The sequence below is a fragment of the Vibrio spartinae genome (assembly GCF_024347135.1).
GTDB classification, from domain to species: domain Bacteria; phylum Pseudomonadota; class Gammaproteobacteria; order Enterobacterales; family Vibrionaceae; genus Vibrio; species Vibrio spartinae.
In genome coordinates this window covers 3,917,607-3,943,039 of the sequence record NZ_AP024907.1, presented here as the reverse complement: position 1 = coordinate 3,943,039, position 25,433 = coordinate 3,917,607, and the positions used below count along the sequence as shown (strand labels likewise).

22 protein-coding genes are annotated in these 25,433 nt (G+C 42.9%); 5 read left to right on the top strand and 17 right to left on the bottom strand.

Annotation, left to right across the window (positions count from 1 at the left end; all coding sequences use genetic code 11):
• Positions 1 to 229 precede the first annotated feature (229 nt).
• The 5 genes from OCU60_RS17510 (at position 230) to OCU60_RS17490 (ending at position 7,332) form a co-directional block, all read left to right on the top strand.
• Positions 230 to 1,594: a TolC family protein gene (locus tag OCU60_RS17510; protein ID WP_083602747.1), complete on the top strand. Its 1,365-nt coding sequence runs from the start codon at positions 230 to 232 to the stop codon at positions 1,592 to 1,594.
• A 15-nt stretch (positions 1,595 to 1,609) separates the two neighbouring features.
• The gene (locus OCU60_RS17505) at positions 1,610 to 3,082 is read left to right on the top strand and encodes an efflux RND transporter periplasmic adaptor subunit (protein WP_074374609.1); all 1,473 of its coding nucleotides are present in this window, start codon (positions 1,610 to 1,612) and stop codon (positions 3,080 to 3,082) included.
• Entirely contained in the window at positions 3,079 to 6,198 is a 3,120-nt protein-coding gene (locus OCU60_RS17500; protein WP_074374610.1) for an efflux RND transporter permease subunit, read from the top strand. Before OCU60_RS17505 ends, OCU60_RS17500 begins: the two co-directional genes overlap by 4 nt.
• A gap of 30 nt (positions 6,199 to 6,228) precedes the next feature.
• A complete protein-coding gene (gene copI, locus OCU60_RS17495) occupies positions 6,229 to 6,723 on the top strand; it encodes a copper-resistant cuproprotein CopI (protein ID WP_074374611.1) in 495 nt (164 codons plus the stop codon).
• Positions 6,724 to 6,975: 252 nt separating this feature from the next.
• Positions 6,976 to 7,332 carry a hypothetical protein gene (locus OCU60_RS17490; protein WP_139302151.1) on the top strand — a complete coding sequence of 119 codons (357 nt, stop codon included), beginning with the start codon at positions 6,976 to 6,978 and terminating at the stop codon, positions 7,330 to 7,332.
• A 311-nt stretch (positions 7,333 to 7,643) separates the two neighbouring features.
• Here OCU60_RS17490 and lamB read toward each other — a convergent pair whose 3' ends face one another.
• The 17 genes from lamB to OCU60_RS17405 all read right to left on the bottom strand — a co-directional run bounded on the left by lamB (position 7,644) and on the right by OCU60_RS17405 (position 25,426).
• A complete protein-coding gene (gene lamB / locus OCU60_RS17485) occupies positions 7,644 to 8,873 on the bottom strand; it encodes a maltoporin LamB (protein ID WP_074374613.1) in 1,230 nt (409 codons plus the stop codon).
• A 515-nt stretch (positions 8,874 to 9,388) separates the two neighbouring features.
• Positions 9,389 to 10,726 carry a heavy metal sensor histidine kinase gene (locus OCU60_RS17480; RefSeq protein ID WP_074374614.1) on the bottom strand — a complete coding sequence of 446 codons (1,338 nt, stop codon included), beginning with the start codon at positions 10,724 to 10,726 and terminating at the stop codon, positions 9,389 to 9,391.
• Positions 10,723 to 11,406: a heavy metal response regulator transcription factor gene (locus OCU60_RS17475; protein WP_074374615.1), complete on the bottom strand. Its 684-nt coding sequence runs from the start codon at positions 11,404 to 11,406 to the stop codon at positions 10,723 to 10,725. Before OCU60_RS17475 ends, OCU60_RS17480 begins: the two co-directional genes overlap by 4 nt.
• 164 nt (positions 11,407 to 11,570) lie before the next feature.
• Positions 11,571 to 11,954 (bottom strand): DUF3316 domain-containing protein, encoded by a 384-nt coding sequence (locus tag OCU60_RS17470; RefSeq protein ID WP_261854734.1) that lies wholly within the window; start codon positions 11,952 to 11,954, stop codon positions 11,571 to 11,573.
• A gap of 363 nt (positions 11,955 to 12,317) precedes the next feature.
• On the bottom strand, positions 12,318 to 13,664 hold the full coding sequence (locus OCU60_RS17465) for a hypothetical protein (protein ID WP_235862230.1): 1,347 nt from the start codon (positions 13,662 to 13,664) through the stop codon (positions 12,318 to 12,320).
• Positions 13,665 to 14,852: 1,188 nt separating this feature from the next.
• Complete coding sequence (locus OCU60_RS17460; RefSeq protein WP_074374616.1) at positions 14,853 to 16,805, bottom strand: HAMP domain-containing methyl-accepting chemotaxis protein; 1,953 nt, start codon at positions 16,803 to 16,805, stop codon at positions 14,853 to 14,855.
• A 178-nt stretch (positions 16,806 to 16,983) separates the two neighbouring features.
• Positions 16,984 to 17,277 carry a hypothetical protein gene (locus OCU60_RS17455; protein WP_074374617.1) on the bottom strand — a complete coding sequence of 98 codons (294 nt, stop codon included), beginning with the start codon at positions 17,275 to 17,277 and terminating at the stop codon, positions 16,984 to 16,986.
• A 100-nt stretch (positions 17,278 to 17,377) separates the two neighbouring features.
• The gene (locus OCU60_RS17450; RefSeq protein WP_074374618.1) at positions 17,378 to 17,701 is read right to left on the bottom strand and encodes a hypothetical protein; all 324 of its coding nucleotides are present in this window, start codon (positions 17,699 to 17,701) and stop codon (positions 17,378 to 17,380) included.
• A gap of 177 nt (positions 17,702 to 17,878) precedes the next feature.
• The gene (locus OCU60_RS17445) at positions 17,879 to 20,599 is read right to left on the bottom strand and encodes a heavy metal translocating P-type ATPase (protein ID WP_074374619.1); all 2,721 of its coding nucleotides are present in this window, start codon (positions 20,597 to 20,599) and stop codon (positions 17,879 to 17,881) included.
• Complete coding sequence (locus OCU60_RS17440; protein WP_074374620.1) at positions 20,589 to 21,035, bottom strand: MerR family transcriptional regulator; 447 nt, start codon at positions 21,033 to 21,035, stop codon at positions 20,589 to 20,591. Before OCU60_RS17440 ends, OCU60_RS17445 begins: the two co-directional genes overlap by 11 nt.
• A gap of 771 nt (positions 21,036 to 21,806) precedes the next feature.
• Complete coding sequence (locus tag OCU60_RS17435; RefSeq protein WP_074374621.1) at positions 21,807 to 22,247, bottom strand: DUF411 domain-containing protein; 441 nt, start codon at positions 22,245 to 22,247, stop codon at positions 21,807 to 21,809.
• A 16-nt stretch (positions 22,248 to 22,263) separates the two neighbouring features.
• Positions 22,264 to 22,905, bottom strand: coding sequence for a c-type cytochrome (locus OCU60_RS17430; protein ID WP_139302152.1), 642 nt, complete (start codon positions 22,903 to 22,905; stop codon positions 22,264 to 22,266).
• 145 nt (positions 22,906 to 23,050) lie between these two features.
• Positions 23,051 to 23,440: a hypothetical protein gene (locus OCU60_RS17425; RefSeq protein ID WP_139302153.1), complete on the bottom strand. Its 390-nt coding sequence runs from the start codon at positions 23,438 to 23,440 to the stop codon at positions 23,051 to 23,053.
• Between the two features lie 108 nt (positions 23,441 to 23,548).
• Positions 23,549 to 24,001, bottom strand: a complete 453-nt coding sequence (locus OCU60_RS17420) for a hypothetical protein (RefSeq protein WP_074374759.1) — start codon at positions 23,999 to 24,001, stop codon at positions 23,549 to 23,551.
• 40 nt (positions 24,002 to 24,041) lie between these two features.
• Complete coding sequence (locus tag OCU60_RS17415; RefSeq protein WP_074374623.1) at positions 24,042 to 24,677, bottom strand: methyltransferase family protein; 636 nt, start codon at positions 24,675 to 24,677, stop codon at positions 24,042 to 24,044.
• 26 nt (positions 24,678 to 24,703) lie between these two features.
• Positions 24,704 to 24,991, bottom strand: a complete 288-nt coding sequence (locus tag OCU60_RS17410) for a DUF2933 domain-containing protein (RefSeq protein WP_074374624.1) — start codon at positions 24,989 to 24,991, stop codon at positions 24,704 to 24,706.
• An 81-nt stretch (positions 24,992 to 25,072) separates the two neighbouring features.
• A complete protein-coding gene (locus tag OCU60_RS17405) occupies positions 25,073 to 25,426 on the bottom strand; it encodes a cupredoxin domain-containing protein (protein WP_074374625.1) in 354 nt (117 codons plus the stop codon).
• Between the last annotated feature and the right edge of the window lie 7 nt (positions 25,427 to 25,433).

Genomic DNA, 25,433 nt, shown 5'->3' with positions numbered 1-25,433 from the left:
GACACTACCTGCGTAGCCTCTGTGGCGACTCTGACCACACCTCATGTTTTAATCACTGTAAGTACCTCACTCGCTCTGGTCACATCACCAATCTCTGGTGATGTTATCCGTAAGACGCAAAGCCTCTATCGACCTCCGATCGCTTAATTCCATCTCAAATATTTAGGTTCCGTAAATTCATACGGAAAAGCTCTCGTGCGCGTCACGCGCTCTGTGATGGATTAAAAAAGTGAAATTTAAACAATGTCTTTTGGCGCTGTCTATCAGCGCTGCGGCATGGACGACTGCGTCTGTATACGCTGGTGAGCAAAAGCCAGGTAACGCAGAGTCTATGGCCGCCAATCAGCTGTCTCAAATTATCGCGACAGCACTGACGAATGACGATTCTCGTCGTCAATTTTATGCACAGGCACAGGCCATGCGAGCAACAGGGAAAGCCAGTTCTACCCAGCAAGATCCAAAGCTCAAATTTGGGGTATCCGGCCTGCCGGTAGACAGTTTCGCATTCGATGAAGATGCGATGACCAATATCTCTGCTGGTATCTCACAGCAATTTGGCCGTGGGGATACGCTTGAGTTAAACAGCGTTAAAGCCAACCAGCAAGCCAGTGGAATCGAATTAAAAGTGACCGCCAGAGAGCTGGAAGTCATCAATGCGATCACAAAAGTTTGGCTGGAATTGGGTTATCAGCAGGTAGCACATAAGATTCTGTTAGAAAATAAACAACTGATGGAAGAGCTGGAAGCTTTCATTCAAACCAACTACTCCATCGGTAAAAGTGAAGCTCAGGATCTGATTAACGCCCAGCTTCAGGTCACTAAGCTTGATGAAAAACTTCAGGCCAATGCACAGACACAACAAAGACTGACGGCTCAATTATCCGAGTGGCTTGGATCTGATTGGTTACTCAGTGCAAATCAGTTACAGGCTTCAAATACACTTGACTGGTCCGTGTTGCAGGCGTTGGAAAACACCGCGAGTAATGGCAACTACTACTCGCGACTTAACCAATACCCAACGGTTCGTATGGTTGATGCTTCTATTGAAGCCAGCCGAACTCAGGTCGATATTGCAAAAGAGTCCTACGCACCACAATTTGGTGTGGAAATGGCATATGGCTATCGTCAGGCCAACAACATGAAAGGTGAACCGGCATCCGATGTGGTCAGCGCCTTTATCACTATGGATATCCCTTTATTCACAGGAAACCGTCAGGACCAAAACTTAGCCGCGGCTCAATATCAGGTAGGAGCCGCTCAGTCTCAAAAAGATACCTTACTCAAACAGCTCAATGCTAAGGTAAACTCGTTATTTGTTGATCAAAACAACTTGTCACAACGCATTGAACGTTTTGAATCAACACTGATACCTCAGGCTATTTCTCAGGTGAAAGCCACTGAACGTGGTTATCAGAACAACACAGCACAATTCAATGATGTGATCCTCGCCACCCGAGATGAGCTCGCTCTAAAACTCGAATATCAACGCCTTATCACCGATTTAAATCTGACGAATAACAATCTGTCAGCGCTACTCAATAGCTACCAATATCAGGTAGATACGCCACAACTCGCTACATCGTCAGAGCAGTAATAACGAGGTCAACTAATGAAAACTATTCACGTAACAACCATTGCGCTCATTATTGGCGCGACACTGGGCTTTGGTGCGCAAACGATATTAACGCATTCGGCTTTGGGTAATGAGACAACCAGCAATACCGCAAGTAATGCTAAAGCCAGCAATGAGCCTCTTTACTGGGTCGCACCCATGGACCCAAGTTACAAACGCGATAAGCCGGGTAAATCCCCAATGGGTATGGACTTAATTCCCGTTTATGCCGAAGATGGCGCCGGAGAAAGTAAACCAGGAACGGTCACTATCGATCCTTCCGTTGAAAACAACTTAGGTGTCAAAGTGGTCAAGGCTCAGCTTACCCCGCTGTCACCAAGCATTGACACAGTTGGTTACATTGCGTTCGATGAAAGCCGTTTATGGCAAATCAACGTCCGTGTTGCCGGATGGGTAGAAAAACTTAACGTCAACGCTATCGGCGATAAAGTGAATCAGGGTGATGTCTTGTTTACCCTTTACTCACCTGAACTCGTTAAGGCACAGGAAGAACTTCTGAACGCTTACCGTACCGGTCGTAGCGGATTAATCAAAGGCGCAACTGAGCGTCTCATCACATTAGGCGTAGACCGCCCACAAATCCAATCCATCGTAAAACGTGGCAGAGCGTCTCAATCCATTGATATCAAAGCGAAAGCAGACGGCGTCGTTGCCAGCTTAAATGTTCGAGAGGGTGGATATTTGTCACCGGCTCAAACCGTGATAAGTGCGGGCCCGCTTGATAACGTGTGGGTTGATGCCGAAGTCTTTGAACGTCAGTCACAATGGGTTAAGGCCGGTAGCAAAGCGAAAATGACGCTGGATGCACTTCCGGGCCAGGAATGGGATGGTGAAATTGACTACGTCTATCCTATCTTAGATGCACAAACCCGAACTCTCAGACTGCGCCTTAAATTCCCCAACCCACAAGGCGAGCTGAAACCTAACATGTTTGCCAACATCACCTTACAGCCTGTCACCGATGAATCCGTACTGACCATTCCCAAATCAGCGGTCATTCGTTCAGGAGGCATGACGCGTGTTGTACTGTCCGAAGGTGAAGGTAAGTTCCGCTCTGCCCGTATCCGTCTCGGACGTGAAGCCGGAAATGAGGTCGAAGTTCTTGAAGGTCTGACCGATAAAAGTAACGTCGTCTCTTCCGCTCAATTCTTGTTGGATTCAGAGTCCAGTCAATCCGCTGATTTATCACGTATTAATGGTGTTAGCACCAATGAGAGCGTATGGGTTGAAGGCAACATCACCATGCTGATGGCCGATTTTGGCATGATTACCCTTCAGCACTTACCCGTATCCAAATGGCACTGGGATGCAGGAGAAATGAATTTCAACGTTGACCCCGACGTTGAGCTATCCGGTATTCAGGAAGGTGACCGTGTCCGATTTCTAGTTGAAAAAGATAAGGATAATTATTCGTTAAAAGACATTGAGCACCTGGGAGGCGAACAATGATCAACGCCATTATTCGCTGGTCCCTGAGCAATCGCCTTATCGTGCTACTGGCAACGGTTGCTCTGGTCGCCGCAGGCCTGTTCAGTGTTAAGAATACTCCGGTCGATGCTATTCCGGACCTTTCCGATGTGCAGGTTATCATCAAAACCAGCTATCCGGGACAGGCACCACAGGTAGTGGAAGATCAGGTCACGTACCCGCTCACGACAGCAATGCTGGCTGTACCCGGTGCGGAAACCGTTCGTGGCTACTCCTTCTTCGGCGACTCCTACGTCTATATCATTTTTAATGATAAAACCGATATGTACTGGGCTCGCTCCCGGGTGCTGGAATATTTAAGTCAGGTTGCGCCTAAATTGCCTGAAAATGCCAAACCGACGCTTGGGCCAGATGCGACTGGTGTCGGCTGGGTGTTCAGTTACGTATTGCAGGATAAAACCGGACAGCATGACTTAGCTCAACTACGCAGTTTGCAGGATTGGTTCTTGAAATACGAACTGCAAACCGTCGATGGTGTATCAGAAGTGGCTACCGTTGGCGGCATGGTTAAGCAATATCAGATCCAGATTGATCCTGCAAAACTACGAGCCTATAACCTGACACTTCAACAAGTAAATATGGCGATTAAAAACGGTAACCAGGAGGCCGGGGCCTCCGTTATCGAAGTTGCTGAAGCTGAGCATATGGTTCGTACCACCGGTTACCTGACCAGTATTGAGGACATCCAGGCGTTACCACTCAAAGTAACGAAAAAGGGGACTCCTCTGATGTTAGGTGATATCGCTGATATCTCAGTCGGCCCGCAAATGCGCCGTGGTATCTCAGAGTTAAATGGTGAAGGGGAAGCTGTTGGTGGCGTTATTGTTATGCGCTTTGGCGAGAATGCGAGCAAGGTAATCAGTAATGTCAAAACCAAACTGGAGGAGTTGAAACGTGGCCTGCCAGAAGGTGTTGAGATTGTTCCGACTTATGACCGTTCAACGCTCATTAATGCAGCCGTCGATAACCTTTGGAAAAAACTGGCGGAAGAGTTCATTGTTGTGGCGATTGTCTGCGCCTTGTTTCTGTTCCACATTCGTTCATCCCTGGTGATTGCACTGAGCCTGCCTGTCGGGATTCTGTCTGCATTTATCGTTATGCACTGGCAGGGTCTTAACGCCAACATCATGTCACTGGGCGGTATTGCCATTGCTATAGGTGCGATGGTCGATGGTGCCATCGTAATGATAGAAAATGTGCACAAGCACATTGAACGCACACCACTCACCAACGAGAACCGCTGGAGGGTGATTGGTGATGCTGCTCAGGAAGTCGGTCCTCCGCTATTTTTCTCGCTGCTTATTATTACCTTAAGCTTCGTTCCGGTGTTTTCTCTGGAAGGTCAGGAAGGTAAGATGTTCTCGCCTCTTGCTTTCACGAAATCCTATGCGATGGCAGCATCTGCGGGCCTGGCGGTGACATTAGTCCCTGTGTTAATGGGCTATTTTATCCGCGGTAAAATTCTCCCTGAACATAAGAATCCGGTGAACAGAATACTGGTTGGGCTGTATCGTCCGCTGCTTAACATTAGCCTTAATTATCCAAAATCTATAATAGTCATTGCGATTGCTCTAATGGCTTCCGCTTACTATCCAACCAGCAAACTTGGCAGTGAATTCATTCCTCCTCTGGATGAGGGAGATTTAATGTACATGCCAACCACTTTCCCTGGTATTTCCATTGGTAAAGCCCGTGAATTATTGCAACAAATGGATAAGCTGATAAAAACCGTTCCGGAAGTGAAATCTGTGTGGGGTAAAGTTGGCCGTGCTGATACTGCAACTGACCCGGCACCACTGACGATGATCGAAACGGTTATTCAACTGAAACCTCGCGAAGAATGGCGAGAAGGAGTCACAACAGAATCTCTGCGTAAAGAATTCAATAGTTTGATCCAGTTCCCCGGAGTCACCAATGCCTGGGTAATGCCGATTAAAACCCGTATAGATATGCTCTCTACCGGTATCAAAACGCCTATTGGTATTAAAATTGTCGGTCCGGAGCTAAAAACGATTGAACGTATTGGCTCTGAGCTTGAACCTATCTTAAATGGTGTCAGAGGTACCGCCTCTGTCTACGCAGAACGTGTTGCCGGTGGGCGCTATGTGACTGTGGATATCAAGCGTCGCGCCGCTGCACGCTACGGGTTGAGCATTAAAGATGTTCAGCAGGTGGTATCAACAGCCGTTGGCGGAATGAATGTGGGTGAAACCATTGAAGGGCTTGAGCGTTACCCTATCAATGTTCGCTATCCACAAGACTACCGCGACTCTGTCGATAAACTGCAAAACTTAACATTAGTCACTCAAAACGGTGCCCGAATTGCGCTGGCTGATGTCGCAGATGTTCGCTATGAAGACGGTCCTCCTGTTATTAAAACCGAAAATGCCCGCCCGAATGGCTGGGTATTCGTCGACATTGAAGACCGTGACCTGGGCTCTTACGTCAGTGAGGCTCAAAAGCGCGTTGCCGACGAACTGAAACTCCCATCGGGGTATTCACTTGCCTGGTCTGGTCAGTATGAATATATGGAACGTGCTAAACAGCGTCTCAGCATTGTTATTCCAATAACGCTTACCATTATTACGCTACTGCTGTTTTTCAGCTTTGGCCGTGTGGGAGAAGTACTGATCATAATGACGACACTGCCGCTGGCTATGGTTGGCGGACTGTGGCTCATGTACGCCCTCAATTACAACATGTCTATCGCGGTTGGGGTCGGTTTTATCGCTCTGTCAGGTGTGGCCGTTGAAATTGGGGTGATCATGCTGGTTTATCTCAATCAGGCCTGGCACTTCACCAAGCTGAAAGCTCAGGATAAAAAAGAGCCCTTACTGCCTGATGATCTGAATAACGCCATTCGTGAAGGCGCCGGGTTGCGTGTCCGCCCGGTAATGATGACTGTCGTCACCGTTATCATTGGTCTCATCCCCATTATGCATGGTGAAGGAGCCGGCTCACAAATCATGCAGCGCATTGCTGCACCCATGATAGGGGGTATGGCATCAGCCTTGTTGCTGACTCTGCTCGTTATCCCTGCAATCTTTAAGCTGTGGAAACAGCGCGAAACAAAATAGATACCAGCCATTATATTAAGGAATATAAACATGAAAAAACTCGCTCTAGCTATTGCCCTGACGGTAAGTTCTTCTGTTGCACTAGCGGATATGACAATGACTAACCAAGGATCAATGGATCATGGCAACACGATGAGTTCAGAGGGGATGTCAGATGTCGGCATGCCTGCCCCAGGCGTAAAACCGACTAAAATTGCTTATGTCATGCTCTCAGACGATATGAAAATCACCTTTAAACAAGAGGTAAACATTGAACCTAATGACGTTGTTCAGTTTGTGGTTATGAATACCGGAAAAATCAACCACGAATTTACGATTGGTTCTGCAAAAGAGCAGTTAGAACACCGAGAAATGATGAGAAAAATGGGCGGCCAACACATGCATGATTCAGGCAACTCAGTCACTGTCGAGCCAGGAAAAGCCAAACAGCTAACGTGGCATTTCCATGGTGATACAAATGTAGAGCTTGCATGCAATGTTCCGGGCCACGCTGAAGCGGGTATGACTAAAAACATGACGCTTTAACCCCGATAAGCCCCAAGAGTTATCTTTTGGGGCTCAATTTAACTCACTAAACTACAATCAAAGTAACTTTTCCCCATCAAGTGACTCTTATTGCAATTTATAAAAGATACGAATCACTGATCTGTAACCGATGTTTACTGTAGATAATTCGACATGACAGTCATATATAAATCAGGCTCAAATAGAAACTATTCTGCCTTATATGTCTTCCTTTATTCTTTTTTCATACACTTCTTCTGGGAGATGTGGCAGATGCCATTATTTACGTTCTCTCAGTCGACAGACCTGCCAGCAATGAACTGGATGTGCACTCAGGCTTCTCTGGGGGATGGTGTCATCGCTGTTATTTCATACTATTTTGTCTTCTACACAAACAAAAAGCATTGGCTATCAACCGCTTCTTTAGTGGATGTTTTTCTTTTTATTCTTCCAGGAATCGCATTGACCATTGTGCTGGAGCACATCAATACTGGATTTTATTCGCGCTGGGAATATGACCCGCTTATGCCGATTGTGCCAATAATTGGCATAGGTTTGTTTCCACTTTTTCAATGGATTGTCATCCCTCCAATAGTTTATCTCGCAAGTAAAAAAAGAGCTGAGCAATAAGCTCAGCTTCAAACATAAGGCAGGATTGAATGAAAAATACGATTATGATGATGTTCTATATCATCAGTAAACTAGGGAACGGAGTCAGTATAAAGAGTCACACCTGAACTTCGCCTGACCAAAGAATGACAATAATGTCATAAACGTATTTTATCTTTCTGATAAACCCCAATAGACACCATTACATCTGAAATGAAAGCGCTCAATCATGCAAAAGTAATAGAATTGCGTACATAAAAATCCGAGTGACTTAATACCACTCGGATTATGGTTTGCTATAAAGCAATCAACTCAATGATGTTTTATCTTGCTTACCACCAAACCTCCGCCTGTACACCTAAATTGAATTCACTGTCTTTCCCTGCTCCTAAAGCATCCGTATTATCGAAATCAGTAAAGTGGCTGGCATACAAACGAATTTCTGGTCTTGCCCAATAACTTAAACCTGCCGTCCAAGCTTGCGCCACTGTAATTTTACTCCCTGACTCTTCGGAGCCGTCGCCTACATTTCTATTAAAATATCCGACTTCAAACAAGGTCTTCATGTTCTCATCCCACTTGTAAACCGGGCGCACAACGGAAGAAAAATAGGAGATATCCTTCGTCTGACCTGCATCAATATCATCGGTTGAAGATGACCAGACAAGCTGGTGCCCCATTTCCCAACGGTCTGCAATTTGAATAACGCCCCAGTTAATAACTCTGTACGCTGCCGCACCGCTCTCAGCTTCAGCCCCGTACCAGGAACCGTCACCATAGTCAGCTATCGTTTTACCGTAGCCTTCTGTACCGTACTGGAAAACCGTTTTATTGTTACCAAAACTAAAATTTTGCGTCAGCTCTACATTGAATAAAAAACCATTTTTTACATCGCCTTCATAACTACTGCTCTCATTTGCGATAGCATAATCTCCACCCACTTCTAAAGAAGCATTACGCCAAAGCGGGATCTCAGCCAATCGAGCATCCAGGACATTGACGTTCAAGACTCCGCTATTATTTCCCTCATCGACGACTTCATCACGGTCTGTTCTTATCCAGGCAACCGAGAGTTTGCCTGATCCAGTTTGTATGCCTTCAACACCTGCACCTGCTCCGGAAATATTCCAGTAGTAAAAGTCAGCCAAATCGACATTATGTCTTTGGTAGTAACGTTTCCCTGCCCAAAGCGTTGCTTCAGGGGCAGATTTGATTATCCCTTTCGCCTGAACATCAATCTGAGGTAGTGCAACGGTGAAATCTTCATCTTCGCTGGTTTCCCATCCCGTAGAGCCATCGGTGTAAATAGCAGCCATCGACTCAACGTCAAAAGATACGCCATTTTGATTGTATACCTCATTCTTAATACCCCATTCACCATAGGTATCATTCTCATTTCCTAAGCGACCTAGTTGGTTTTTGTGGAACTGAACATCCTGCCCATTGTTTCCACTCATACCAATACCACTACGAATATACCCAAAATAAGAAGTATCAGAATCGGCTAATGCATTAAAAGCACTGAATACAGATACCACTAATATTGTTTTTTTGAGTTTCATTATTAACACCTCTTTATATGAAGTTTTATTTACGGAGTGGTGTCAGACTAAGTCGCTGAAAATGACCAGAAACTGTCAGAAAAATGACAAAACCATAATATGAGGTATCTGCGGATAAAATTGCGCACTAAAATGTGGTTACAGACCATACTCTGTAACTTAACGCTAAAATAAACTTAACATATAGCAATAACAACTGAGTGCATGAAAATTGACATGGCTGTCTAACTTGATATTTATTTCTATTGGGAAGTAATTGGAGAGCAAAAAAATGCTGAGTTGTCACTCAGCATAAAATGAATAAGAAATGAAAAAAGTACTATTGCTTTAACATTCTCATCGAACCAATTAATTATGAGAACAAGGTTAGAATAAAGGATACATACTGATTTTTATCTGACTGAAATATGACAATAATGTCATGAAGCGGAGTCAATAGGTTCTTAGTTTAAGCTAGACAACAATACCCGATCCGCCACAAAACAGAATCAATAAAAAAACCTGACCAGGCCCATTTATACCTCACCCTTTTTCATTGTCAGAGCAAACTCAGTGACTCTTTCACTGGAAGACACAGTGATTTCACCACCATGAGCCTGAACAATAGCTCGGGTAATGGCTAAACCAAGCCCAGCGCCAATACTTCTGCTATGTTTCCTGGATTTATCGGCTCGATAGAACCGGTCAAACAGGTAGGGTAAAGAACTTTCCGGGATTGTCTCTCCGGTATTTTTTATCTTGATAGAATTGTATTCTTCACCTTCTGCAATCTGTATGGATACCACAGAGCCAACATCACAATGCCTCAGCGCGTTAGAAATAATATTTCCAACTGCACGTTGCAGCATCTGTTTATCACCAAACTGCTCACCATCTCCACGTAACTCTACACAAACTTCCTTTTCGTCAGCCATAAATTCATAGAATTCAAGCAGTGGCCTGATAACTTCTGCTAATTGGAGCATCTCTTTATTAGTATGAAGTAAATGATTTTCAGACTTAGCCAAATAAAGTGTATCTTGGATAGTCTTGTTCAGCCTTTCCAGTTCCTCCACATTGGAAAGGAGTATTTCCTCATATTCCTCCACGGTTCTTTTTGAAGATAAAGTGACATGCGTCTGGGTCATAATGTTGGTTAACGGAGTTCGGAGTTCGTGTGCAATATCGGAAGAAAACTCACTCAGCCGGTTGAAGCCATGCTGTAAGCGTTCCAGCATTTCATTCTGTGTTTCAACCAGTTGCACCAGCTCTACAGGAAGTGCTTCAACCGGAACTCTGATATCCAGCCGATTCGGGCTAACTTTACTCAGATACTTCTGCAAAACGTGCAGAGGCTTTAGGCCTTTGTGAACAATAAACACCGCATACACCCCTGATATCACGCTCGTTATGACAAACGTCCACAACAGAACAATATTGAATTTACTAATAAATAAGAGATGGAGGTCAATATTGAGTCCAAGTACAATAGCGCCGTATTGTGGATGTTTTAGCTGAAACCGGAAAGCGCGATATGTGTGTCCATCGACCGTCCATTCCATCGAGTTTAACTTTTTTGAATCCTCGGGCAGAGATAACGTCGTGTTTGTGAACAAAGGTATGCCATCCCGGTCTAATACCCAAAGGTAAGCCGATTCTGCTTTTAACGCTGTAATATCATTATTACCTAAACTATCAAACGCGGAAAAGATCGTGTGATAATTGTTATTAAGGCGTTGGTAATCTTGCTGATAAAAATGATGTTTAATTGAATACTGAACAATTAAGGCAAATGAAGTAAGGACGACAAATGAAGACGCCATGTACATGACAATAAGCTTTGTTGCCATTGAGTTTTTAAGTTTCAGCTTCATTCTACAGAATCATCGAGTTTATAACCCATACCACGCACCGTATGAATTAATTTAACATCAAAAGGTTTATCAATTTTAGATCGCAACCTTTTGACCGCCACATCAATAACATTGGTATCACTATCAAAGTTCATATCCCATATCAAAGAGGCGATGAGTGAACGCGACAGAACTTCGCCACGTCTTTGCAAAAAGAGTTCTAATAAAGAGAACTCTTTGGCGGTCAGAAGGATCGCGTCCCCCCCTCTGTGAACTGTCCGCTTCAAAAGATCCAGAGATAAATCAGCGATAGCTAAGGTCGCATCATTCTTCACTTGCCCGTTTTGGTGTCTTAACGCATTTTTAACCCGGGCAAGCAACTCAACAAAAGCAAAAGGTTTGACGACATAATCGTTCGCTCCCAACTCCAGTCCCTTAACCCTGTCTTCTACCTGATCTTTTGCAGAAAGCATAATGATTGGTGTATCTAATTGACTGCTTCGCATTGTTTGTAACACTTGCCAACCATTTAACTTCGGAAGCATGATATCTAATATAATGAGATCATAATGATTGGTGGTCGCCTGGTAGAGTCCATCGACGCCGTCATAAGCAAGATCAACAACGTAGCCTGACTCTGTAAATCCCTTTTTTAAGTAACTGCCTGTTTTAGGCTCATCTTCAACAATTAATAGCTTCATTTCTAATAAATATTATAGTGTTATGTACTTAGAGCGTTAATATACAGACTAGCTCAAATAACTTGAATCGGATATTGCCGAATGACTGTTCAACCGATGTCATTTAGCGCAAAAAAAATAACAATGACTCGATTACCCTATAACGCTAGAGTATCGAGTCATTGTTATTTAATCGTTTTAATCGTCACGACGTTCTGCGTAATGATAGCTGACGTTAACTTACCTTTGTACAGTATCTGACCAGCATCGTTCATAAATTCCTGTACGGTTACATAACCGTTTTTATTCAAATGGATATCATTACTACTATCGCTGGTGACCAATAATTTATGATTGAGCTCTTGTGTCGAGCTATTGTCAAGTTCATGTAGTTGCTGTAACCCCAGCTTATAGGCTTCCTGTTTTGAAGAGACCGCTTCGGTGTGAAATGTACGAGTGTCCAGTCTTTCCTCAAAATTGCCATAAGTATTAATATACTGACCTGCCAGGACGTTTCCACTTAGTAAAATCAAGGCTGCTGTCGTAAAAGTCGTTTTCATCAGTTTCATTGGATTTCCTTTTGTTGCGTTGATATTTGTAACTTGATCACATCTTAATGGTGCCATGGTGTCGAACTCTGGTCTTTAAGATGACAATTTTGTCATATTTCTTTAAAATTTAATGAGTTGAACTCATTGGTTGATATTAACGCTATACACAGAAAGATTATCAATGGAAACGGTCCGAATGGTAAAAATCGGTTAATCCATTAACGAAAAAGGTTATCCATAAGGCTCGACTTTGATTAAGACTCATGAGAAGAACATCCTGGATTCAATAAAATAATAATCTTGAATGAGTTGATAAAACAGAAAAGCGGTCAAGCGACTGCTTGACCGTCATAATAAAATTAATTGTATTTAATGATTCAATTAGAATACGACATTGAGCATAGCAACAATCTTGTATGTGTCCTCAGAGCTTTCTTGATAGAAATCCCCCATAAAACCGTAAGAACCACGCAAACTCAAGTCATATATACCCGCAAATTTTTTGCCAAACTGTGCAGCCAATTCAGCACCAAGATTCGAACCATTTGCCTGTGAAGCACTCTGAGGGGCATCGTCAGCCACTCTGAAGTAACCAGCGCCATACTTAACATAGTAGTCATCTTCTAGCATCTGATCACCAGAAAGCATCAGTCCCAACAAGCCGTACCCTTGGTAAGCTGCATCTAAAACTGCCTTACCTCCTTGCGAGCCGTTGTTGTAGTATGAATCGGTTCCAAAGATCATCAGGTTACTACTGTTGAGCTCATAACCTGAATTGTTTTCAGCAAAACGATCTGTCCCATTACTGCTGTCGTCAGCAGGAATATAGATACCGTGGACTTTAATATAACCGCCAGTCCAATGCTTTTGAGCATAGAGATTTAACATGAATGCTTCGCCATCAGAAGCATTTGAGTCCATTCCTGACGCAATCTTATAGAGTACAGAACCGCTATAAGCCATGTCACCATAAGTGTAGTCAACGTAGGATCCAAGATAAATATCGTCCGTTCGAGCAGCCGTGCCATTAATGGCATCTTCGTTCCTGTTGTTGATTGAGCCTCCAGTAAAACCGTAACTTAGATTATCGTTAGGGTTTAACTCACCATTCAACACGTAGAAGTCGACGTCGTCTGACGAATCTCTTTCTCCTTCATCCCATTTAAACCAACCCCCGCTCAGGTTGACCATGTCTATATTGCCCAAAAACGAGATGCCGTTCATGTCATCATCAGTCACGAAACTCTCATATTTGCCAAAACCATACCCTTGAATACCCGTTCGTACCTTCCAGTCCGTATTCGGTAGTCTAAAATCAACGTAAGCGTTTTTTGTCTCAATACCAACGCCATCAGAGCTGAGTTTGCCACCTGAACCTGCGACCGTCTTACTACCTTTTTCACCAAAGGGAGCATCGTACTCACCGTACCAAACCACAGTAACATTTTCATTCAGGTCGCCGGTGACCTTCATGCGCAGACGCTGATCAACCCAAGTACTACTATTATCGTCAGTTTCATCGAGGCTTTCCGCCGTGCCTTGCATACGGTAATAACCATTAAGCCTGATAGCAGATTGGTCATTTTTTAGGTTAGCGACTTCTGCGGTCAGTTGATCAATTTCACCCTTCAAACCATCTAGCGATGGTGAAGCGACATCAGCCAGTGCCGGAGCTGTAATTAGTACCACTGCCAAAGGAGCAGCCATTTTTAATTTTTTTTCAATCATTTATGCAATTTCCTTGTGTCGTCGAAACAGGACAAAAATCTATCGATTCTCATATGATTTTCGACATTCCTACCCCCTACTACAGAAAGAGAGGGGCCATTTAATTGCATGCCAGTACTAACAAAGTCACGAGGGAGACAAAGAAAAATATGCCATATAATATTATGGTATCGCCCCACTCAACAAAATTAAAATACTGGCAAAGCAATATCACGCTGCTTTCTACTCAAACAATAATTAAGCAGACAAAGCTGCTTAATTTATTCTAACCATGCATATTTTTGAATAGGTAATCATTCATCTAATTTCTATAACGGAGAAATTAACAATTCATTCATGTCATAAACATGACTCAAAAATGACATTCGTGTAATTTTAATATCCTTTGCTATTTATATTTTAAGTATTCCCAGCACAGGGATAAATATAGAAAATAGTGATACAAGCAATTCATTGCGGTAGGAAAATATTTGGGAATGTAATATTAGTAAAAGCAACACTTGGGATGAAAAACAAAAAAATCATAAGTTTATAGATAAAAGACAACAAAACATCATCTGCATCGTAAAGTTTAACCTTTACCTCTCATCCTATTAATTTTTCTGTAATTAATGATTAAGAACAATGGCGTTATATCTTATATTTATTGTTAATTCCATGACAAATCTGTCATTCTCTGGTCAGGAAAAATTCATTATATTGCATTTATACTAGAGATCCACTGCTTACTCATATGGTAACATTTGAGGTTCATTATTTTATTTATCATTTATAGCTGAGCATTAGGCTCAGCTTTTTTTATTATCACTACTTAATAAACGTTATCTCTAATACGAGATTAAACATAGGAGAGGATGAATAATAACGACAGAAGATAGGAATACGAAAAATCTGGTTCGATCTTTTCACCAAAGAAACAAGTAGTACTAAAATGAATTATTCGCAATACACCTAAGGAAGAGTGCACCAAATTTCATATTTGTTGAACTTCCTTGTCTCTTCAATGGCAGAGAAAGAAAGAGTGCCACGGTAAGCCCGCGCAGACACAGCACTTCAATATATGAGAACCAACCTGAACAACCTATCAACCTCATTTCATGTGGCTCAGCTACCCAACGTCTCTTTTTAATTAAAGCGAATTTTTATGCATCTCAGCTCAACCAGGCACCATCCAAATAATTTGCTGATTTATGAAAGCTTAAACTGACTGATCAGCTTACTCAGTTGAATTGATAAACTACCGACATCACTACATAACGAGTTGATATCCATAATCGTGTTTGTATTTCTACGAGCAATTTCACCAACGGATTTCATATGTTCACCGACACGATCCGCGACAATACTTTGCTGACCAGAAGCACTAGCAATTTGAGTATTCATATCAGAAATAACCGACACGGACTCTTCAATAGCCGATAGTGCGTCGCCCATGAGGCTAACCTGTTCAACACTGGACACGGTTTGAGTTTTACCATTGTTCATTGCCTGAACAGCATCTTGGATACCATGTTGTAGTTTTTCAGTGATAGTATGTATCTGAGTGATTGACTCTCGAGTTCGCTGTGCAAGTAGCCTTACTTCGTCAGCAACAACCGCGAAACCACGACCATGTTCCCCCGCTCTTGCTGCCTCAATGGCCGCATTTAAAGCGAGAAGATTCGTTTGCTCCGCGACTTCATAGATAACATTTAATATATTGCCAATATCACCGGACTCAACTTCCACTACAGATAATTTTTCAGCAGAATCACCAACGGATTGAGCTAGCTTATTGATTATCTGCGTGGTCTCTTTTGCAATGATATAACCTTTCGTTGCTCGCTCCCTTGCTTCACTTGCTGTTTGTTCAGCCATTAAAGTATTTTGAGCAACATCTTTTACGGTCGCTGTCATTTCCGTCATTGCAGTTGCTACGGAATCGGTTTCCTGTTCTTGTCTCTGGATACTGTTGGAGTATTTCTCCGTCAGATTGATCATCACCGAAGATGTTTGATTCAGCTCTTTACCGGCTTCAGCAATCGTGCTGACCATACTTCTCAATCGTATCGTCGTAACATTGATCGCATTGAGTAACGTTCCGACCTCATCTTTTCGAACACTTGATTCGTCAGAGCAGCCCGATAAATCTCCCTGAGAAAGCTTATCTGCTGCATCGATAGCTTTCAAAATGGGCTTAGTAATCGAGATAGTCATCAAGTACGCCAAGACAGTACCGATTAAAATGGCAATAAATGAAATAGCAGTAGTAAACTGGATACTCTGCTTTGTTGTTGACTTCAATGCCAGTTCGGTTGTTCTCTTGCTATCATTGACGGTAGATTGAATCTCTAATATGTCTTTTTCTATTTCAGTTTCTAAACCTTTAAGGCGAACTTGAATCAATTCTTTTCGGGCAACTTCGGCCTGTTGAATCAAACTCATTGCTTGAAGATACGATTTGTGTGACGTGTGATACTGAGTAAGGAGGCCTTTCAATGAATCCTCGGTTAACAGGTTCTTTAACGCCATAGCTTCGCCTTTCAACTCTTGCATATCTTTCAAGGCTATATCGTAATTTTCATCACTGCTTGACTGTAGAAACTTCAACACATTGATCCGACTTGATAGCAGCTTTTCCTGAACCAGAGATGCCCGATACGCAGAGTCTGTGTCACCATAATCATAAGCCTTGACTGCAAGTTGACGCATGGTACTGAACATATGCTCACCACTCGGTTCAAGGACACCATTCAAAACATCGCTTCTCTGTTTTGTTTGGTTGATTACATCTGAAAATATTTCATCATATTGATGCAGTTTATTTGATATGTCGTTAAGCACTTTTGCATTTTTCATGTCGAATGAGGGTAAGTGCATCTGAAGGGCTTTGTCCAACTCCGAGATATGTTTGTTGTAGCGTTGAATGTCTGTATCACTATTTGACAATAAGTACGCTCGTGTATCTTCTTTCACTTCAATCAATTTATTTCGAATATGATAACTAAAGTCAGACACTTCACTAAGGCGACTATACGATTCTATACCCAAATCAGCCTTATTCAGCGTGAAAATACTCATCATCACTATAATGGAAAGAAATACCATAAGAGTCGCAAAACCCAAGCCTATCTTTTGACCAAGTTTCAAGTTATTAAACATTTATATTAATCCAGAAAACATTCGACACATCAGATGGTTATACATGAAGTTACAAAATATTCAGATGATCTATATCATGCTAAATATCAATTAAAATTTTGAAAAAAAGAAAAAGCCCGGCCATAAGCACGAGCTAAATTTGAAGTAGATAAAGAGAAATTATGTACGGAATCGGTAACTAGCTTTCTTTTTCCATCATATTTTTTCCCATTGCTTTGTCGCAACCTTTCTCTGACATCATCTGATGCATTTCAGTCATCATGGCATGCATCTGCGACATCATCTGCTGGTGATTTTCCATGTTCTGCATCATATCCATCATCGGCATTTCAGCGGATGAAGAAGTGTTACTCTCCGAACCGTGGTGCTGATTATGAGAACCTTCGGTTGCGCTGTCTTTTACCATATCCTGTGCAAATATTGGTGCAGAAATAAGGCTACCGATCAGCATTGTTGTAAGAACAGTTTTCATTATTCAATCCTTATTCTCTTTTTTAAATTTAAAGTTGTACGGCGTTATCAAAAGACTTAGAAATCTTGGTTTCCTGATTCGTTGCTTTGAATGAGATAAATCAAGCGCTAAATCGACCACCATCATTCGTTTTATCTTCTACCATTTGCACCTCTTTCTTATCCTGCGGTTCTTGAGAAGCATCCTGATCTTTTGTACTTCCTGGCATCATAAATTTCATCATCACCCCGTGCATGACCAGACATAAAATCAGAGGCACAAGTGCGGTACCAAGCAGAGACGGACTAAACGAACTCATGGTTGAGGAGATAACCAGGAACGGTATTCCGACCATAAACAGTACACATAGAAGCATCATCCAACCATGGCCTTTGTGCTCGCCGTGTCCCGAATGGCAACTGTGATTTTTGTTGTTAGCTTTCATAACTTTCTCCAAATTACTTACTCTATCTAGTGCTGATCTTAGCCTACAGTACCTGTCAGTAACCGGACGGTAATGATGACAATATTGTCATTTTCTGCCGAGTTGTTTCCCCCAAAACCACCAGATGATCAGTACAATGGCTGTAAGACCTATTACGTTCACCCACATATCAACCTCCTATTTATTACTGATAGAACGGCCAGGCTTGTATAAGCGCAACCGGTTTGCGTTAGTGACGACCGTAACAGATGACAGCGACATTGCTGCTCCTGCAATGATTGGACTTAGAAGCCAGCCCGTAAATGGAAATAGTAATCCTGCTGCGACCGGTATACCCAGGGAGTTGTAAATGAACGCCCCCCAGAGGTTCTGTTTGATATTTGTCATCGTTGCACTGCTGATCCCTATAACATCTGAAATACCATGCAGAGAGCTTCGCATCAGAGTGATATCCGCACTTTCAATGGCAACATCGGTGCCGCTTCCGATAGCAAACCCAACGTCGGACTGAGCAAGTGCCGGAGCATCATTGATCCCATCGCCAACCATGCCGACAACTTTTCCCTGTACCTGAAACTCTTTAATCCAGCTAAGCTTATCCTCTGGCATTAGCCCTGCGTAAAACTCGTCAACATTGGACAAGCTCGCAACCGCCCTAGCCGTATTTTCGTTATCTCCGGTTAGCATAACGACATGAATACCTTGTTTGTGAAAACGCTCAATCGCACTTCGGGCATCTTCTCTTATAGGATCGCTGATACCAAAAAGAGCCTGAATATCGTTATCAACAGCAAAGTACACCACAGTATTTGCATCTTGTTCCCACTGGATGGCGTATTCACTCACGGTCTCTGTTTTCAGTCCAAACCGATTCATAAGCTTATCGTTACCAAGGAGCAATCTTTTCCCGTTGTAGTGAGCCTGCACTCCCATACCGGTTAAGGACTCAAACTCGGATACTTGTGGTGACTCTCCAGATTGAGCGTGGTGTTGCGCATAGCTGGTTAATGCCTGAGCCAATGGGTGGTTAGAGCCTTTTTCCAAAGTCTCAACCAGCGACAAAATATTTTCTTCACCCGAAAAGACACGGAAGTTTGTGACCTCAGGTTTACCCTGTGTGATGGTCCCGGTTTTATCCAATACGACAACATCCAATTCACTTGCCCGCTGTAAGGCTTCTCCGTTGCGGATCAAACCACCAAACTCTGCCGCCTTCCCAACTCCAATCATGGTAGATATTGGCGTCGCCAGCCCGAGAGCGCAGGGACAAGCGATAATAAGTACTGAGGTTGCGGCAACAATCATATAGGCCAGAGTTGGCTGCGGACCAACGTTGTACCATATCAAAGCAGTCATAATGGATAAGATCATAACTGTTGGTACAAAAACGGCAGAAACCTTGTCGGCTAAGTGACTAATAGGAGGTTTCGAGTTCTGCGCATTGGAGACCATGCTGATAATCTGAGCAAGAACAGTGTCACTACCTACCTTTTTCGCTTCAAACACAAAACTTCCCTGACCGTTTATCGTGCCTGCGGATACCTGGCTGCCGGGTTGCTTCTCTATGGGAATCGGTTCACCGGTTAACATAGACTCATCTATCGTCGTACGCCCATCAGTGACCACACCGTCCACAGGAATTTTCTCACCTGCTCTTACCCGGATCTTGTCACCCCGCATTACCTGTTCGACAGGAACGGAGACATCTTGTCCGTCACGAATCACCACCGCAGTTTTTACTCTCAGATCAAGTAACCGTCTGATAGCCTGAGACGTTCTGCCTCTAGCCCGAACCTCAAGCGCTTGCCCAAGGTTGATCAAACCGATTATCATTGCGGTCGCCTCAAAATAGAGGTGTCTGGCACTTTCAGGTAACCATTGAGGTCCTAAAACTACCACCATTGAATAGAGCCAGGCCGTCCCAGTGCCGAGTGCAATAAGGGTATCCATGTTGGCGTTACGATTTAAGAACGCTTTCCAGGCTCCCTTAAAAAAATGCCTGCCGGCTCGCCACAAAATAACCAATGTCAACAAACCGATACCAAGCCAGAGAGCTTGCTCTGAGAGGGTATTTACGTTCATAGGGCCACCCAGCAGGCCATAACCCATCAATGGAATACCCAGTCCCAGACCGATAATACTTTGCCTGATTTTAAACCGATACTCTTGGGCTTCCTGCTCTGCTTTGATATCTTCCGCCTCATCAGCATCAACGATTTCACTGGCATCGTAACCAACCGCCTGAATCGCCTGAATAAGTGATAGTGTTGATTGATGAGACTGAACGGTCGCTGTACGGTTGGCAAAGTTGACATCCACTGATTCAACACCTTCCAGATTTGTCAGAGCCCCCTCAATGGTATTGACACAACTGGCGCATGTCACTCCCACTAAAGCCAGATTCACCGTCTGCTTTTGAGCCAATAAATCCATATGAACACTGGTCGTATTAGATTCAGCCACATCGGGAACAGCGGTATTCCGCTCTCCGTTTCGGCCACTGTATCCTAACTCCAGTAAAATACGTTCCACCTCTGAATCACTGACATGGCTATTGACAACTAACCGCTGAGCCAAAATGTCCACTGACACATCAGCGTTGTTATCCACATCTCTAATGCCAGACGTGATTTTTTTAACGCAGTTTTGGCAAGAAACGTTAGCCAATGTTGTTTCGTATTGGTGAATTACGGGCAAAGTCGCAGCATATCCAGTGCTGGAAATAATTTGTATCGCGTTTTCTGGTTCCAATGTGGTAATAAGATCTGTTTTATCTTTACTATTATTAATAACCAGCGAGATATCAGGATCGCTTTCCCTTAAAGCGGAAACGATCTTTGTAACACAATTGCCGCAACTGACACCTGATAACGCAAGAGAATATTCTTTAACCTTCATTTTTTTCCTCCTGAGAGTTAATCGATGGATGTTTATCTGACCAGTCTTCAATCAGGCAGCATATCGCCTTCCCGTCGGGAGTCATGTCTGGTTCATGCACCCACTGGGAATAAGTTTCTTCCATAACAGCCAGGTGCATCTGATATTCTTTAATTTTTTGTTGTGTCTCAGAAATTTTATCACTCAGCATTTTCCGTACTTTCGGACAGGGAGAATTTCCTTGCTGAGAGTATTCTATGATCTCTTCAATCTGGCTTAAGCTAAAGCCAATACTTCGTGCATGACTAATAAACCGTAATCTATCCACAGCACTCGGCGGGTAAATTTTATAGCCGTTACTTGGATCTTTCGTCGCAGAGATCAGTCCTTTTCTGGTATAATAACGAACCGTTTCCGCAGTAACACCTACTGTCCGGGCAATTTCAGTTGTCAGCATACTTAACCCTCCGAATGGCAACAAAATAGTGAGATAACACAAAATTCCTAAGGATAATCAACCAAATAAAAAAACTAACAACACAATGACCGCTAACATACCTAAAGTCACTTTCAACAATAATTTAGGGTCACTGGTTCCGCCATTAGGCGCTTTATTACAACAACTCATAACGAACTCCTTACATCTTTATCTATGTTTCTATTTTAAGTTTAAAACCTGTGTGCAACACATAGGTCAAGAGACTATCGTCAATTTTTTCGGTGCTCATTGGGGTCTAACCCTATACGATAAAAGAAGAGAACATGAAGATGAGTAACTTAGAATAAATTGATTATTAATCGCTAAGTTACATGCCCTATAGATTTTGCATAATCACTGACATCTTCGTATTTTTAAACCCAGATTATAAAAACCTGATAGACCTAAGTACCCATATTATTGCGCTGCCCCGATGCGTTAACGCACCTGTACTAAAATCCTTGTATATTGAACAGAAACAATGATTATTGGATATATAATCCGGCTACTGAAAGGAGTAGCCGGAATTACTATTTGGCAGCAAAATGGTTGTTAGCCAAAGAAATAAGCCAAAACTAAAATCAAGACTAAAAACACGCCTAACCCTTTAAGCATGGTACCCATTTCATTACTATTGGGACCTCCAGCTGGAGGCCGATTACAACAACTCATAATATTTTCTCCATGTCATTTGTTGAATACTGTGCCGGTATTAAGATACTCAGACATCAGCAGAACTGTTGTCAGTTGCTAGTATTTGTTAAACAGACTTAGTTTGCCTTCTCTATCAAAAGCAACAATATTAAAGCCTTGATATTCTTCACCCTCTCTAGCCATACCTGGTGAATAACGAGGCATTCCCGGGACTGACAAACCTGATATATCCTGAGGTCTTTCTATTAAGAGACGAGCAATATCTGCTTCAGGAACGTGGCCTTCAATCATATATCCGTCGATAAGCGCCGTATGACAAGACGCTAGCTGTTTAGGCATATTGAATGGGGCTTTTACCGACGCCCAGTTTTCCTGTTTGTGAATATTGACGAAATATCCCGCCTTTTCCATTGTGGCTGCCCATTGACTGCAACAGCCACATGTCGGCGACTTATAAAGCTCCACGACAGGATTAGCAAAAGTGCTTGCACTAAACATAAGAGCTGAAATAGCGGTAATGTTGAGATACTTATTCATTAAATTTTCCTTTTATTCAGAACCTGAAGGACATATCAAGAACATGCTGGTTGTATTGCAATCTGTATTCACCGGGTTGTGCTTTCCACGTATACGATTCTGTTGCATAGGGTTCGATTGAAAGTGTGTGATTATTACCAATCGGCATCAAAGACAAATCGATAGAGTCAAAAGTTTTGTTGAATATAACCAGTTGATTATCTGATTCTTTATCAATTTCCACCTTGGTGTATGAAACCTCTCCATCAATCGTCCACTCAATGAGTTCCAATTTACCCAAAGCTTTGAGATATCCAGCCAGAGCATATTTATCTCCATCGCTAAGTGCATTATTCAGTAGCTTCATTGTTGGCTCATTCTGAAGGGCATAATTTATCTGGCTTAGTGAATGGTCTCTTATATTTCCCCCCACGTTACCGCCCCCTTGAGCAAACAGACCATGGCATGCGGTGCAGCCATAGCCACCAACCGTACGAAAAAGGTTTTGGGCTTGTTTAAATTCAGCAGAATCCAGTGCTAATGCTGGTACGTCTTGGTTCACTTCTTTCAAACCAGAGTCCCTCTCTGAGTCATGCATACCTTCATGAGCGAATGCTGTGATCGAATTCAATCCAAGTAGCAAGGCAGCAAAGCAAGCTAAAGGTTTTCGCATATTCACTGATGATTTTCCTTTTCGAGTTGATAGATACTGCAAAAATGCTCGTTAGCTAATAACGAAATTGAGCCGGTTATACAGACAAACGTCATGCAAAATAAGCATGTCAAAGCCACTGTTGACGAGGGTATTAACCGTTAAGAAGGAATCAGACTATTGGAGGGTGATACAAATTGCCTGTTACCGAGTTGATATACTCAGCAGTTTCCCTGAAGAAAGGGATACGTTGGGGTGTTTGATAGTTTGTAATGATGACTTGAGAAATCAGCAGAGCGCTAGCTAAACAGCTCGAAGGGTAGCACTGATGCTCTGGATTCATATCATTGGTTGAATCATGACAATCTGTTTCGGTCATTATTGATTCGAGTTGTGATGACAAACACTTTAAATGCTCATCATGTGAAAGAGACGATACAGTTAAAGAATCGCCCCTATTTTTGAGCGGCATATTAAGAGAGGCACTGGCAGATACACTAGAGAGCAATAAAGCAAACAGTGTGAGTCCGGTTAACCAAATTGTATGCAACGGTTTTAGCATCACAACCTCTCAGGTATCCTTACAAAATTGTGTTTATGACACAACCTAAGAGAACTTATAAACCCTTCCCTTAGGGGAAGGTCAATAGACACAGGGAAAGTAATGCTGTTAATCTTTCGCTTCAGATTCATGCTCCATCATCTGTCCCATCATCATTTGCATCATCCCCATGCGCTCTTCCATCATCTCCATACGCTTCATCATGTCTGGCTCACCCATTTTATCCGACATGCCTTTACCTTGATGTTCAGTCATTTTCATACTGTCTTGCATAGGCATACCTTTATTCATCATCTGCATCCCCTCCTGCATGGCCTGCATATGTTCCTGCATTAATTGCTGACGTTTTTCCGGATCGGTTTCACCTTTGATTTTGTCCATTATTTTGAGCATTTTTTGCATGTGCTCAGACATATCTGCCATCTGTTCTCGGCTCATCATACCCATCATCATGGAGCCGCCTATGGATTGGTTTTCATCACCGTGTGCATATCCTTTTTCCGCAAAGATCGGTGAAGACATTACAGCGGCAACAACGATGGTGGAAAACAGTGCTTTCATAGAATTTTTCATAGCATAATCCTTAATAGGTTATAGTCGTTTAATCGATAGTAATTTTGGGAATCCATCCTGGTGTCGATTCCATATAATGGCGATAATCATCGCCAAACTCTTCAATGGCTACACGCTCTTCACGTTTAGCCAGTCGTACATAAACCACCACCAATATAGGGAACATCACCAATGTGGGAAGCGTAGGCCACTGCAACAGGAATCCAAACATAATCATGATGAAAGCAATATATTGCGGGTGACGACAGCGAGCATACCAACCTGTAGCCGCTAAGGAATGAGCTTGCTGTGCTTTATGCAGGACATTCCATGCCGACGCTAACAAAAAGAAGCCAAGTACGATAAGTATATTGCTGGCGATATGCAGCGGGTCCCAATGAGGGTTGCCTTCGAAACCCAAAATCGTGTGCAGCAGATGTCCGTTGTCGTGACTGAAAAAGTCCACATTTGGATAGTGTTTACTCAACCAACCGGACAAAAAATAAATTGTTAGCGGAAATCCATACATCTCGGTAAAAAGCGCAATGATAAAGGCAGAAAAAGCCCCAAGACTGCGCCAGTCAGTTTTCGTTTTCGGCTTGGTAAAGCTAAAAGCGAAGAAAATAAAGATAGCCGAATTCAATATCACCAGCGGCCAAAAACCATAAGCGGAATCGTCGTGCATTTATCGTTCTCCCGTTCTAAATCGTTTCAATGGTGATGCCGATGATCGTTGTCCCTGTGTCCATCATCTAATCCACGTTGATTAGCATCTTGATCAGACTTACCTTCGTGCCGATGGTCCCCACCATGCCCACCATGCCCACCATGATGCATAAATAGATGCATAAAGGGGCACGCTAAGACAATCAGGTACGGCAAAAACTGCCAGACATGCTGCTGGTGTTCCGTCAGTAGGAAATACGTTGCTGCACCGATAAGCCCAAGCGCCGCCAACCCTTTAGGAGTTAACCAGAATGATGATTTTTGTGTTGACATATCACACCTCACAAATGAAATTGAAAATCGCCACCTATCGCACTGCGCTCAAATTATTTAATGGAGCAAAACAAACCACCCCTAACTAACTATGATCTGGCCACGATACATTTGCATCTGGCAATGAAAGGCGTATTCACCTGACTTCAGTGCAGGCAACTGGACGGATTTCAGTTTGTTGAGTGGCAAGGTGTCACTGATTTGCAATTCAGGAATGAGCAGAGTTTCTGAGCAAGGGGATTGATCTTTGCGCAGGAATTTAAGTTCGACAGGTTCGCCTGCGGGCAACTTGATTCGCGAAGGCGAATAGGTGCCGTTTTCAACTGTAATCACCAGATCATTGTCTCCCAACTCCGCTTCTTTGGGCTTGTAAAGCCAAAACCACCAAATAATGAGTGCGATCAGAACCATGCCAGCAATATTAATAAACCACATACCTGCT

What these genes read in the sequence shown, in the direction of transcription:
- OCU60_RS17440 (WP_074374620.1), bottom strand. Translation starts at nt 21,035, where the DNA reads ATGCTGACAACTGAAATTGCCCGGACAGTAGGTGTTACTGCGGAAACG.
- OCU60_RS17470 (WP_261854734.1), bottom strand. Translation starts at nt 11,954, where the DNA reads ATGAAACTGATGAAAACGACTTTTACGACAGCAGCCTTGATTTTACTA.
- OCU60_RS17420 (WP_074374759.1), bottom strand. Translation starts at nt 24,001, where the DNA reads ATGAAAGCACTGTTTTCCACCATCGTTGTTGCCGCTGTAATGTCTTCA.
- OCU60_RS17425 (WP_139302153.1), bottom strand. Translation starts at nt 23,440, where the DNA reads ATGCTAAAACCGTTGCATACAATTTGGTTAACCGGACTCACACTGTTT.
- OCU60_RS17490 (WP_139302151.1), top strand. Translation starts at nt 6,976, where the DNA reads ATGCCATTATTTACGTTCTCTCAGTCGACAGACCTGCCAGCAATGAAC.
- OCU60_RS17475 (WP_074374615.1), bottom strand. Translation starts at nt 11,406, where the DNA reads ATGAAGCTATTAATTGTTGAAGATGAGCCTAAAACAGGCAGTTACTTA.
- OCU60_RS17480 (WP_074374614.1), bottom strand. Translation starts at nt 10,726, where the DNA reads ATGAAGCTGAAACTTAAAAACTCAATGGCAACAAAGCTTATTGTCATG.
- OCU60_RS17445 (WP_074374619.1), bottom strand. Translation starts at nt 20,599, where the DNA reads ATGAAGGTTAAAGAATATTCTCTTGCGTTATCAGGTGTCAGTTGCGGC.
- OCU60_RS17505 (WP_074374609.1), top strand. Translation starts at nt 1,610, where the DNA reads ATGAAAACTATTCACGTAACAACCATTGCGCTCATTATTGGCGCGACA.
- OCU60_RS17435 (WP_074374621.1), bottom strand. Translation starts at nt 22,247, where the DNA reads ATGAATAAGTATCTCAACATTACCGCTATTTCAGCTCTTATGTTTAGT.
- OCU60_RS17465 (WP_235862230.1), bottom strand. Translation starts at nt 13,664, where the DNA reads ATGATTGAAAAAAAATTAAAAATGGCTGCTCCTTTGGCAGTGGTACTA.
- OCU60_RS17500 (WP_074374610.1), top strand. Translation starts at nt 3,079, where the DNA reads ATGATCAACGCCATTATTCGCTGGTCCCTGAGCAATCGCCTTATCGTG.
- OCU60_RS17410 (WP_074374624.1), bottom strand. Translation starts at nt 24,991, where the DNA reads ATGTCAACACAAAAATCATCATTCTGGTTAACTCCTAAAGGGTTGGCG.
- OCU60_RS17415 (WP_074374623.1), bottom strand. Translation starts at nt 24,677, where the DNA reads ATGCACGACGATTCCGCTTATGGTTTTTGGCCGCTGGTGATATTGAAT.
- OCU60_RS17455 (WP_074374617.1), bottom strand. Translation starts at nt 17,277, where the DNA reads ATGAAAACTGTTCTTACAACAATGCTGATCGGTAGCCTTATTTCTGCA.
- OCU60_RS17405 (WP_074374625.1), bottom strand. Translation starts at nt 25,426, where the DNA reads ATGTGGTTTATTAATATTGCTGGCATGGTTCTGATCGCACTCATTATT.
- OCU60_RS17460 (WP_074374616.1), bottom strand. Translation starts at nt 16,805, where the DNA reads ATGTTTAATAACTTGAAACTTGGTCAAAAGATAGGCTTGGGTTTTGCG.
- copI (WP_074374611.1), top strand. Translation starts at nt 6,229, where the DNA reads ATGAAAAAACTCGCTCTAGCTATTGCCCTGACGGTAAGTTCTTCTGTT.
- OCU60_RS17450 (WP_074374618.1), bottom strand. Translation starts at nt 17,701, where the DNA reads ATGAAAGCTAACAACAAAAATCACAGTTGCCATTCGGGACACGGCGAG.
- lamB (WP_074374613.1), bottom strand. Translation starts at nt 8,873, where the DNA reads ATGAAACTCAAAAAAACAATATTAGTGGTATCTGTATTCAGTGCTTTT.